Annotated in this window: 10 protein-coding genes; 5 read left to right on the top strand and 5 right to left on the bottom strand. The window is 41.1% G+C overall.

Translation table 11 applies throughout. The annotated features are described in order from the left end of the window. Positions 1–48: 48 nt before the first annotated feature. On the bottom strand, positions 49–1,215 hold the full coding sequence (gene metK, locus B9T29_RS10470; protein ID WP_086175875.1) for a methionine adenosyltransferase: 1,167 nt from the start codon (positions 1,213–1,215) through the stop codon (positions 49–51). A gap of 713 nt (positions 1,216–1,928) precedes the next feature. Between metK and tkt the strand changes: the two genes are divergently transcribed. The 3 genes from tkt to B9T29_RS10455 all read left to right on the top strand — a co-directional run bounded on the left by tkt (position 1,929) and on the right by B9T29_RS10455 (position 5,246). Beyond that, a complete protein-coding gene (gene tkt, locus B9T29_RS10465) occupies positions 1,929–3,917 on the top strand; it encodes a transketolase (RefSeq protein ID WP_086175874.1) in 1,989 nt (662 codons plus the stop codon). Positions 3,918–4,081: 164 nt separating this feature from the next. Further along, positions 4,082–4,297: a hypothetical protein gene (locus tag B9T29_RS10460; RefSeq protein WP_086175964.1), complete on the top strand. Its 216-nt coding sequence runs from the start codon at positions 4,082–4,084 to the stop codon at positions 4,295–4,297. A gap of 364 nt (positions 4,298–4,661) precedes the next feature. Continuing rightward, the gene (locus B9T29_RS10455) at positions 4,662–5,246 is read left to right on the top strand and encodes a YceI family protein (RefSeq protein ID WP_086175873.1); all 585 of its coding nucleotides are present in this window, start codon (positions 4,662–4,664) and stop codon (positions 5,244–5,246) included. Positions 5,247–5,318: 72 nt separating this feature from the next. Here the strand turns inward: B9T29_RS10455 and B9T29_RS10450 are convergent, their stop codons facing one another. Both B9T29_RS10450 and B9T29_RS10445 read right to left on the bottom strand, forming a co-directional pair. Next, a complete protein-coding gene (locus B9T29_RS10450) occupies positions 5,319–6,038 on the bottom strand; it encodes a glutamine amidotransferase (protein WP_086175872.1) in 720 nt (239 codons plus the stop codon). Positions 6,039–6,186: 148 nt separating this feature from the next. Continuing rightward, positions 6,187–7,698, bottom strand: a complete 1,512-nt coding sequence (locus B9T29_RS10445; protein ID WP_086175871.1) for an aldehyde dehydrogenase family protein — start codon at positions 7,696–7,698, stop codon at positions 6,187–6,189. A gap of 204 nt (positions 7,699–7,902) precedes the next feature. Between B9T29_RS10445 and B9T29_RS10440 the strand changes: the two genes are divergently transcribed. Then, positions 7,903–9,084, top strand: a complete 1,182-nt coding sequence (locus B9T29_RS10440) for a helix-turn-helix domain-containing protein (protein WP_086175870.1) — start codon at positions 7,903–7,905, stop codon at positions 9,082–9,084. A 25-nt stretch (positions 9,085–9,109) separates the two neighbouring features. On the opposite strand, the gene B9T29_RS10435 is transcribed toward B9T29_RS10440, so the two are convergent. Together B9T29_RS10435 and mdh are read right to left on the bottom strand one after the other, a co-directional pair. After that, complete coding sequence (locus B9T29_RS10435) at positions 9,110–10,090, bottom strand: alpha/beta hydrolase (RefSeq protein ID WP_086175869.1); 981 nt, start codon at positions 10,088–10,090, stop codon at positions 9,110–9,112. 229 nt (positions 10,091–10,319) lie between these two features. Continuing rightward, positions 10,320–11,492, bottom strand: a complete 1,173-nt coding sequence (gene mdh, locus B9T29_RS10430; protein ID WP_086175868.1) for an iron-dependent methanol dehydrogenase — start codon at positions 11,490–11,492, stop codon at positions 10,320–10,322. Between the two features lie 355 nt (positions 11,493–11,847). On the opposite strand from mdh, the gene B9T29_RS10425 reads away from it, so the two are divergent. Beyond that, positions 11,848–12,123 (top strand): hypothetical protein, encoded by a 276-nt coding sequence (locus tag B9T29_RS10425; protein ID WP_086175867.1) that lies wholly within the window; start codon positions 11,848–11,850, stop codon positions 12,121–12,123. Positions 12,124–12,408: the final 285 nt, after the last annotated feature.

Raw genomic sequence — 12,408 nt, 5'->3', positions numbered from 1 at the left:
TTCCAGCAACAAAAAAAGCCCACAGATGTGGGCTTTTTGATGAAAAAATTACAGTCCGGCAGAGGCTTTAAGCGCTTCAACTTTATCTGTTTTTTCCCAGGTAAATGCAGTATCTGAACCTTGACGGCCAAAGTGACCATAAGCAGCAGTTTGCTTATACATCGGTTGAATCAGGTCTAACATGCGGGTAATGCCATACGGGCGCAAGTCAAAGTGTTCACGAACCAATTGAATAATGAATTCTTCAGGCACTTTTGCAGTATTAAATGTATTGATTGAAATAGAGGTTGGCTCTGCAACACCAATTGCATAAGACACCTGAATTTCACATTTGTCTGCTAAACCGGCTGCCACAATATTTTTAGCAACATAACGGCCAGCATAAGCTGCTGAACGGTCAACTTTAGATGGGTCTTTACCAGAGAAAGCACCACCACCGTGACGTGCCATACCGCCGTAAGTATCGACAATAATTTTACGGCCAGTCAGACCACAGTCACCTACAGGACCACCAATCACAAACATACCGGTAGGGTTGATGTGGAATTTGGTGGCTGCATGGAACATTTCTGCAGGAATGATTTTCTTCACGATTTCTTCAATCACAGCTTCTTTAAGATTGGCTTGTGAAATTTCAGGATCGTGCTGGGTTGATAATACCACTGCATCTAAACGAACAGGCATGCCATTTTCATAAGCAAAAGTCACCTGACTTTTCGCATCTGGACGTAACCACGGTAAACGGCCATTACGGCGTAGTTCAGCCTGTTTTTCCATTAAGCGATGTGCATAAGAAATAGGAGCAGGCATCAAAACATCAGTTTCACGGCTTGCATAACCAAACATTAAACCCTGGTCGCCCGCACCTTGATCTTCAGGTTTTTGACGGTCTACACCTTGAGCAATTTCAGGAGACTGTTTACCAATCATGTTGATGACAGCACAGGTTGAACCATCAAAACCAAGGTCAGAATGGTGATAACCAATACCATTTACGGTTTGACGTACAATTGCTTCGAAGTCAACATTTGCAGTTGTTGTGATTTCACCGGCAAGTACTACCGCACCCGTTTTTACAAGCGTTTCACAAGCAACCCGTGCATATGGGTCTTCTGTTAAGATTGCATCCAAAATAGCGTCACTGATTTGGTCAGCCATTTTATCCGGATGGCCTTCGCTTACAGATTCCGAGGTAAATACAGCGTACTCGCGCATAAGTCCTATCACAGTTAATTTTAAAGACCCGATATGTTACATCGAGTTAGACTTTTGGACTAGTTCTACACGACCAAAATGACTGAAATTATTTCAATTTCACGACTTTTTAATTGATATATGCATCTAAAAAACTGATAAGCAGAAGAAATTCGGCTTTAAAGCTGGAATTTAGGCCTGAACGAATTTTGTTAAGCAAATATTTAATCAGGGATTGAAAAGTGTGACTGCTATTGATTGGAAACTTTTATGGAGATTGGAAAATGTATTTTATAATATGAATAAGAGTATAAATATTATGTATTTATTTCATTTTCTAGGTGAAAATTTATAGTTAATAAAGCTTGAGACGATTAAATTGAATAAAAGTTAATACGATAAAAGTAAAAATTAAAAGATGTTGAATTTTTCAGTTAGTTATATTTAAGCTGAATTTTATTCATTTTTTTGGGTTTTTCTGTTTATTCATCAATCTGAAGGGTGGAGTTCAGTTTGCTCCAAAATAAATCAGTCATGACATTTATCCATGAACTAAGTGTTTGCAAATGATGTGAAATTGAGCTCTGCCTGCATTAAAATAAGCCCAGTCACGAATAAATAGTGAAATGTTGAGTATTAGGCTTTACCCCTTGCTGTTTTTTTAAGACAATATAGCCAGCTTTGAATTTTCCTATTCATCATATTCTTTAAACGATTTAGTTGGACTCTGACCTATGACAACCCCGCTTAACGAACGTCGTATTGCAAATGCAATTCGTGTATTGGCAATGGATGCTGTGCAAAAAGCAAATTCAGGACATCCAGGTGCTCCAATGGGGATGGCAGACATCGCTGATGTCGTTTGGCGTGAATTTTTAAATCATAACCCAACAAATCCACAATGGGCCAACCGTGACCGTTTCGTATTGTCGAATGGCCATGGCTCTATGTTGCAATATGCGTTATTGCATTTGACTGGTTATGATCTTTCTATTGAAGATTTAAAATCTTTCCGCCAGTTACATTCTAAAACTCCAGGTCACCCGGAATTGGGTTATGCACCGGGTATTGAAACAACCACTGGTCCATTGGGTCAAGGTATTGCCAATGCTGTGGGTTTTGCACTTGCTGAAAAAACTTTAGCTGCGCAATTCAACAAAGATGACATTAAAGTTGTTGACCATTTCACTTACTGTTTCCTCGGTGATGGCTGTTTAATGGAAGGTGTTTCTCATGAAGCATGTTCATTGGCAGGTACTTTGGGTCTCGGTAAACTTGTTGCTTACTATGATGACAACGGCATTTCAATTGACGGTGAAGTTGAAGGCTGGTTCTCTGACGATACAGAGCAACGTTTCTTAGCTTACGGCTGGCAAGTGATTAAAGTTGATGGTCACGATGCTGCTGAAATCCGTCAAGCAACTGTTGCAGCAAAAGCTGAAACCGCTAAACCTACTTTAATTATCTGTAAAACTGTGATTGGTTTAGGTTCTCCAAATAAACAAGGTAAAGAAGATTGCCATGGTGCCCCACTCGGTAATGACGAGATTGCATTAACTCGTGAAGCGCTAGGCTGGAAAGAAGAAGCATTTGTAATTCCTGCTGACGTTTATGCAGCTTGGAATGCAAAAGATAAAGGTGCTCAATCTGAAGCTGCGTGGAACGAAACTTTCGCTGCTTATGCTGCAAAATACCCAGCTGAAGCGGCTGAACTTAAACGTCGTTTAAGCGGTGAATTACCGGCTGATTTCGTTGCTAAAGCAGATGCTTATATCGCTGAAGTGAATGCAAAAGCAGAAACTATTGCAACGCGTAAAGCAAGCCAAAATGCTTTACAAGCACTTGTACCTTCACTGCCAGAAGTACTAGGCGGTTCTGCTGACCTTGCAGGTTCTAACCTGACTTTGTGGAAAGGTGCACAAGGTGTACAAGACAATCCAGCGGGTAACTACGTACACTATGGCGTACGTGAATTCGGTATGACTGCAATTGCCAACGGTGTTGCACTACACGGTGGTTTCATTCCTTACGTTGCTACATTCTTGATGTTTATGGAATATGCACGTAATGCAGTGCGTATGTCTGCACTGATGAAACAGCGTGTGATTCATGTTTATACTCATGACTCAATTGGTCTGGGTGAAGATGGTCCTACACACCAACCGGTAGAACAAATCGCATCTTTACGTGGTACGCCTAACTTAAATACATGGCGTCCATGTGACACTGTAGAAGCTTCTATTTCCTGGAAATCTGCATTGTTACGTAGCGAAGGCCCTACAGCGTTAATCTTCTCTCGTCAAAACTTGCCATTCCAAACACGGACTCAAGCACAAATTGAGAACGTGGCTAAAGGCGGTTATGTACTGGCTGAAGAAAAAGGCGAATTGAAAGCCATCATCATTGCTACAGGTTCAGAAGTTTCATTGGCAATCGAAGCACATGCACAGCTTGAAGGTGTACGTGTGGTATCTATGCCGTGTGCAGAAGAATTTGTGAAACAGGATGCAGCTTACCGTGAAGCAGTTCTTCCATCTCATATTCGTGCACGTGTTGCTGTTGAAGCAGCTCATGTCGATTACTGGTGGAAATTTGTTGGTCTTGACGGTCGTGTGATCGGTATGACCACTTATGGTGAGTCTGCTCCAGCGAAAGACTTGTATCAGTACTTCGGTATTACCACTGAAGCGGTTGTTGGAGCGGTAAAAGAAATTACAGCTTAATTCATCACGAATTCACTGTTAAAAAGACGCTTCAGTAAAAGGGGCGTCTTTTATTTTTTAAAATAACGATATTTCAACGAATGATTAAAAATGAAGGTTTAAAATTTAATCATTCATTGGAGTATTCAGTATAAATGGCAGCGTGCTGCCAAAGCGAGGAAAATATGAGCCTTTATGATCAGATTAATGATGAAATTGTCCTGATGGATGCGGGTGAGCAAAAGTGGATCGGTCAAGATTTGCCGCTTGCAAGCATGATGGCTGTTGAACTGATGCTGCAAGATCTGCAAGAAGATAAAGTGATTAAAATCCGCCGTAAAAACCATGAGAAGCATACCGGTATGAAACAGGTGGATCGCATTCTGGTTGAAAAGTTATAGAGATGAAACCTCTGTAAAAAGCCCCAAATGGGGCTTTAATTATTTTGGAAATTTAGAATTCATCTGTTGTGTATAGCCTAATTTGCATTACTTATCATCATGATTTTAATCAACTGTAGATTTTTGTATTAAATTATGAATAAAAAGACAAGAAAGCTGCAAGGGCATAAAGTTGCAGATCACGATTTAAAATAATTTATGATAATTATCAATATATTAAAATAATAACATTGCATCGTTTCATTTATTGCCCTAGGTAAGCCGGTAATTGTTCTATTCTTGCAACATATCGTTTTATCTATATCGGTGAATTAAGATAAGAAAGGTATAGACTAATAACCATTCCAAAGCGAGATAATGACACATGAATTTCAAAGCAATAACTTTAGGTTTGGCGGTAGCATCGGTAGCAACATTGTCTTTGGCAAAACCGGTGGCTTACCAAATTGATCCAACCCATACAGCGACTGTATTTAGCTGGAACCATTTTGGTTTTTCTACCCCATCTGCAAACTTTAGCGACATTCAAGGTACAATTAACGTAGATAATGCAAAACCTGCAAATTCATCTGTAAATGTGACCATTCCTTTATCGAGTTTAAATACCAACGTAAAAGCATTGGATGAGCATTTAAAAACAGCAGATTTTTTTGATGCAGCTAAGTATCCAAACATCACTTTTAAAAGTACCAAAGTTCAAGCTTTAGGTAAAAACAAATACAAAATCACGGGTAACCTGACTGTAAAAGATGTAACTAAACCGGTAGTTTTAGATGCAGTGTTAAACAAACAGGGCGTACACCCAATGACTAAAGCTGAGTCTATTGGTTTCAATGCAACGACTTCATTCAACCGTTCAGCATTTGGCGTAGGGGCTTATGTTCCGAATGTAGGCGATAAAATCACGGTAAACATTACCACTGAAGCATCTGTTCCTGCGAAAAAATAAGTACGAATTGGCTCATAAAAAAGCACCATTGAGATGGTGCTTTTTTATTGGAAGTTAATTTAACAAGTTAATTTAAATTGCTGAAATCTGTTTAAAATATGCCTGCAATACAGCATGTGCCTGCAATTCTAATGCAGTGGCGTATTTTTCATTATCTGACCGCAAAGCAGGGATGTTGATATTGGCTTTACGCAATTCACAGGTATGGCCAATCAGCCATTTTTCCAGACTTTCTGCTGCAACTTCAATATGAAACTGCAAAGCCAGAATGTTTTTCCCCACTGAAAAAGCCTGATTTGGATAAACCTCAGAGCTTGCCAATAATGTAGCTTGTTCAGGTAAGTCGAAAGTATCGCCATGCCAGTGTAAGACTGGGGTTTCAGCTAATGGCGCAAGCAGATTATTTGCTGCATCTGAAATGCTGAGTTGGCTCCAACCGATTTCTTTTTGATGTCCTGCATAAACTTTGGCACCCAAAGCATGCGCGATCAGCTGAGCTCCCAAACAGATGCCAAAGGTTGGCAAGTTTTCTTTTAAGCGTACTTTTAGTAAGTCTATTTCTTGTTGTAAGAAAGGGTAGTCATCAGTTTCATACACTCCAATCGGTCCACCTAAAATAATGGTCAAACCTTTGTGCTGAAATGCCTTGCTTAGGTCATCGACGCCAGCTTCAAAATAACGCACCCGAAAGCCGAGTTGATAAAATACATCTTCTAATGCCCCCAAGTCTTCAAAGGCAAGATGTTGAATGGCATAAATGGTGTCAGGAAAATCTGGAGAGGCTGTAATCATACTGTTTTTTTCAGGGTATTTGCAATAATAGAAATTTAGCCCGAATTTGCAGAAAAAAGAAGGTTTAAACTTAAATGATTTGATTAAGGATCTTCCATAAAAAAAGCGAACCGAAGTTCGCTTATTTATACTTTACACAGATAGGTTTTTAGAAGAAGCCCATCGGTTTGGTTGCATAGCTCACCAACAAGTTTTTAGTTTGCTGGTAATGATCGAGCATCATCTTGTGGTTTTCACGGCCAATACCTGATTTTTTATAACCACCGAATGCAGCATGTGCAGGGTAGATATGATAACAGTTGGTCCATACACGACCCGCTTCAATCGCACGGCCTGCACGATACGACGTATGCGCTGAACGTGACCAGACACCTGCACCTAAACCATAGATGGTATCGTTGGCAATTTTGATGGCATCATCAAAATCTTTAAAGGTGGTCACTGCAAGTACCGGTCCAAAAATTTCTTCCTGGAATGTACGCATGTCATTGGTGCCTTTGAAAATAGTCGGTTCAATGTAGAAACCTTGGCCGACTTCATGGCGTGCTTCACCACCCGTCAGTAGTTCAGCACCTTCTCCACGTCCTGTCGCGATACAGCCCAGAATCTTGTCTTGTTGTTCCTGAGAAGCCTGTGCACCAATCATGGTGTCGGTATCTAGCGGATGACCGGTCTTAATGCGTTTTACACGCTCTACTGCCATTTCTAAGAACTGGTCAGCAATACTTTCCTGAACCAAAGCACGTGATGGACAGGTACAGATTTCCCCCTGATTCAGGGCGAACATGGTAAAACCTTCCAGCGCTTTTTCTAGGTAGTCATCTTGTTGCGCCATGACATCTTCAAAGAAAATGTTCGGTGATTTACCGCCCAGCTCCAGTGTGACTGGAATAATATTTTCGGTTGCATATTGCATGATCTGCTGACCGACAGCTGTTGAGCCGGTAAATGCAATTTTGGCAATACGTGGGTTGGTAGCCAATGGGCGACCCACTTCAACGCCATAACCATTCACAACGTTTAATACACCTGCAGGCAGCAGGTCTTGAATCAGTTCAACCAGCACCAAAATACTGACCGGAGTTTGTTCAGCCGGTTTTAAAACAATACAGTTACCTGCAGCCAGAGCCGGAGCCAGTTTCCAGGTTGCCATTAAAATCGGGAAGTTCCATGGAATGATTTGTCCGACTACACCTAAAGGTTCATGAAAATGGTAGGCAATGGTATCTTCATCGATTTCTGAAATGCCGCCTTCTTGTGCACGGATACAGCCGGCAAAATAGCGGAAATGATCAATCGCCAAAGGAATATCGGCAGCCAGGGTTTCACGAATCGGCTTACCATTATCCCAGGTTTCAGCAACCGCCAAAAGCTCCAGATTGGCTTCTAAACGGTCGGCAATTTTTAACAGGATATTGGAACGGGTCGTTGGCGATGACTTGTTCCATTGGGCTTTGGCTTTATGTGCCGCATCAAGAGCCAGTTCAATATCTTCAACGCTAGAACGCGGAACTTTGGTGAAGGCTTTGCCATCTACAGGCGAAATATTGTCAAAGTATTCTCCTTTGACAGGAGCTACCCATTGTCCACCAATGAAGTTTTCATATTGGGCTTTAAACTGAACTTTTGAACCAGGTTGGTTAGGATCGACGTAACGCATATGTATTTCCTTTGCTTATTTTAGTGTCTTAAAACCGTATCTACAGCTTTGGTATATAAGGTACTTGTGTACATTATATGATTAGCATAACCTGAATAAGGTTGGAGAAAGGTTGGATACAAGAAGGTTTACAATCTTTTCAATCCAGCATAAAAAATAGCGATTACAGTGGATGTAAATCATGAATTGTTGTGAGAATAAGGAATGATGACAAAACAAAATTTGATGCAAAAAAGGCATAAAATTGATCAGTTTAGGCAAAGTAGCAGTTTATCTGCCTTACATGCAGAACAACTGGGTCAAAGTATTGCGAGTTCCTGGCAACGTTCATCCTCGGCCGAAATTCCAAAGGACCGTTTGGCTGCACCACTGGCTCACTTACAAAAAGAAACCTATCCTTCGGCTTTGGCAAATGCCTTGCAACATTGCGCACAGGACTTAAAGCATATTGCCGAACAGTCTTCGATGGTGATTGCAGTCGGGGATATCGGTAGCACCATTATCTGGACGGCATCCAGCCCACAAATGCAGAGTGCAGCAGAAAGTGTACATTTTATTGAAGGCGGGCAATGGCGCGAGGAACTGGTCGGAACCAATGCTTTGGCACTGTCATTAAAAACCCAGCAATCGAGTTGCGTTTTTTCTAACGAACATTACATGCCTTCCATTCATGATTGGGTCTGTTATGCTGCCCCGATTATTGATCCTTATTCCAAACAGGTATTGGGGGTGATTGACCTGTCGACCACCTGGCAAAAGCATAACAGTTTGGGACTGCTTGCAGCGGAACGCTGTGCTTCGATTATTCAATCGGCTTTGCTGGAATACCAAAAGCAGCGTCTGTTTATTCGGGCTTTTTCCGTGCCTCAGGTTTTGTTTAATGGCAAGGTGCTGGTTTTGACCCCACGCCAAATTGAAATATTGACCATTCTGGCTTTGTGTCCGCAAGGTTTAAGCCTGGATAATCTACATCAGGCTCTATATGGTGAGCGAAAAGTCAGTATAGGCACCTTAAAAGCAGAAATGTCACAGTTGCGTGATGTACTGGGTGGTATGCTGGGTTCCAGACCTTATCGGTTGTTGGCCCATGTCGAGGCTGACTTTTTATTGACAGAACAGTCTTTGGATGCCGGCTATATTGATTCGGCCTTAAAACTGTGCACCGGCATATTTTTAGCCAAAACCGAAAGTCCTTTTTTATGTGCCTGGCGTGATTGTCTGGAATCACGTTTAAGTGATGCCATCTTCAAAGCCAATGAAACCGATGTTTTACTTAAACATGTGGCACGTTTTCCTGAAGCGATTGATGCGGTGGAGCGCTTGATTGAGCTGATGCCCAGAACCCATCCCGTGCATCAAACTTTGCTTAAATATAAAGATAATTAATGCCAATATTGCTGCATCATTATCTTTATAAACCTTTCAGTTCTAGCCATTCAAACAGCTGTTGATAGACATTTTCGCGCACCGATTTTTCAGACAGCACCAAATCATGTAAGCCATTTTTGATTTCGCTGAGGGTGACATCACCTTTAATTTTTTTGGCATATTTGTCTATATGTTTGACATCCAGAATCACATCACTGGTTTGAGCATATTTATGCCATTTTTTCGGATTTTTGGTTTGGTGTGAATGCATGACCAAGGCAGGGACATTTAATGTCACTCCTTGATGAATTTCTTTTTGTGCTTCAAAAATTGCCCTTACAAAACTCAGGCGTACCAAAGGGTAGGAAGGCGGTTTCCAGTCCAGATTAAAGTACCATTCGCCATGGAAATTTTTATGCAGGCTGGGGGTATACCATTTATTCAGATTGCTGGGAATTTTTAAATCCGGACAAATTTTGCCGACCCGGCTTAAATTGGGAAGGCCGAGCTTTTTTTTGATCGGATTCATGTTGAAGTCATAAAAGGGACTATTGACCCAGAGTGCCTTAATTAAAGGATGATCAGGGTGATGTGCAGCATATAAAGTGGTGGTGAGTCCGCCTGTCGAATGGCCAGAGAGCAGAACGGCATCATGCCCTTCAGCCGCAATAATGTTTAAGGCTTCAGTAATTTCGGCATCGTATTCGGCAATTTCACGTACGTTATAATATTTTTGATGAGGCAGAATCGAGCGGCCATATTTACGCAAATCGAGTGCATAAAAGTCAAAACCATGCTGGTTGAACTGTTCTGCCATTTCGGTTTGAAAAAAATAATCAATAAAACCATGAATATATAATACGGCTTTGTTTGTGGCTTGCGCTGCTTTTTTTCGGATTAAAGTTGCAGTAACTTGTCCTTCATAATCATCGGGGAAATTTAAAGTGGCCTGTTCATAGCCTGTACCTAATACATCGCGTTGATAAAGGGGAAGGGTGCTGCCATTGCTTATTTTTATACTCATTTAGAATCTCTGCTTTTTTCTTATCCTTCCTGATGAGCAGTGATTTGTCAAATTGAATTATTTTTATAAAAAAAGAAGCAACCGCAGTTCTTTATCCTGTAATAAAAGGAACAGGATAAGCCAAGAAAGGGTACCGGATACTTTTTCTTGGCGCACTTCTTGATGAAGTGCAAACCTTGGTTGCTAAAAGTGTAAGTCAAAGATTGGGGAGAAGACTTACCTTGAGGACTTACAGCGCCGCTTTGAATATATCAACCACTTGAGCATGGCTGGCTTTACGTGGGTTGGTTAGCATGCAGGCATCTTTCTGTGCATTTTCTGACATGATGGCTAAGTCGTCTTCTTTTACGCCCAATTCAGCTAAACCTGATGGAATGCCAATTGAGGCTGAAAGTTGACGAATCGCCTGGATCGCTTCATAAGCTGCTTCAGTTACGGTTAAGCCCTCTGTATTTACCCCCATTAACTGGGCGATTTTGGCATAACGGTCCGGGCAGGCAATCAGGTTAAACTCGCATACATGCGGAAGTAATACAGCATTACATACTCCGTGTGGCAAGTTGTAGAAACCGCCCAGCTGATGTGCCATCGCATGGACATAACCGAGTGATGCATTGTTAAAGGCCATGCCGGCAAGATATTGCGCATAGCTCATAGCATCACGTGCTTCCAGATTATTACCATTGGCAACGGCAGGGCTGAGCCACTCGCTAATCATGCTAATGGCTTTTTCTGCACAGGCATCGGTAATTGGATTGGCTGCAGTGGAAACATAGGCTTCAACTGCATGTGTCAAAGCATCCATCCCTGTTGCAGCAGTTAAGGCTGCAGGTTTGGCCAGCATTAATTTAGGATCATCAATGGCAATGAGTGGGGTACAACGCCAATCGACAATGGCCATTTTTACATGGGTTTCGGTATTGGTAATGATACAAAAGCGCGTCATTTCAGATGCAGTACCCGCTGTGGTGTTGATCGCAATCAGCGGTGTCATCGGTACGGTGCTTTTATCAATCCCTTCATAGTCACGGATATGCCCACCGCCAGCGGTTACCAGGCCAATCCCTTTGGCACAGTCATGCGATGAACCACCACCTAGGGACACAATAAAGTCACAGGCATGTTCGTTATAAGCCTGAACGCCGTTATGGACATTAATATCGGTTGGGTTAGGCTCTGCACCCGGGAAAATGTGACTGTCTACACCAGCATCTTTCAAATAAGCTGCAATGCTATCTGCCACACCAAATTTGAACAGGCCTGCATCTGTCACAATTAAAGCTTTTTTTGCGCCTAAACTTTGTGCCTTTGCGCCAATTTCTTTGGCACAGCCTGGGCCGAAAAGTGAAACACAGGGAATATAAAAACCGTTGGTTTGATCTGCAATATTTTTAAAAGCCATGGTGCGATTCCTTCTACCATTCATTGTATTATCGGTGACCCTCACCGTGATTTGAGTATTCAATGAAGCGAAAAAAAATCCCACCTACCAAAAACCTACCATTTAAATTTTGATATTTTTTATGCCGGAATTGTAGAAAATTAAAATGCTGAAGGGCTTGGAATTAGCTTGAATGAGTGATACAACTTTTAATGTAAGAGATAATCTAAAAAATCATTTTTTAGGGATAAAAAAAAGGATTAACAGCAAATCTGCAAGGGTTATATCAGTATTTTGCTGATCGCAATGGATTATCTATTATTGAACAGGAAATATCCTATTTGTATGATTGTTATATGAAATTTTAGGGGGGTGTATGGAAGCCGCACAAAAAAAAGATGTCACATTATTGCATGCCATACATAAAATTTTACTGCAGGAATGGGATCCCTTGGGGATTTGTTGTAATCCGTCCATGCGGGATGAATATGAGGATTATTTACCAAAAATTTTTAACATGCTGAATGAAAATGCAAGCGAGTCGGAAATTTTTGATTATTTATGGCGAATTGAACATAAGGTGATGGAACAAAAGGGCAATAAACAGCATACCTTAAGAATAGCGAGTTTGCTGAAAGCCTTGCTTGTTTAACATTTACCTTGAATGGGGCGATGGGTAGTTTATTCAAAGATTTATTTTTATCAGATCTCTTTCATAAATCAAAAAATGTTCAATATTAGATTTTTTTTAAATCAGCACGGCCTCATTTGATTGATTTAATTTTTTTGCCTTTTCGTAGGCAATCTCTCTACTTTTGAAAGGTCAAAATGAGGATCTCAAAATATATTTTGAGTCCGTAAGAAAAACTTTTTGTTTCCCATACACGACTTCCTGAGCCAGTTTTAAGCAATGCTTTAAAATGCAGCGCAAGGGATG

The sequence above is a fragment of the Acinetobacter sp. ANC 3903 genome (genome assembly GCF_002135315.1).
Taxonomy (GTDB): Bacteria; Pseudomonadota; Gammaproteobacteria; order Pseudomonadales; family Moraxellaceae; genus Acinetobacter.
Note: the sequence above shows the minus strand (reverse complement) of the source record. Positions and strands in the feature narration are given on the sequence as shown.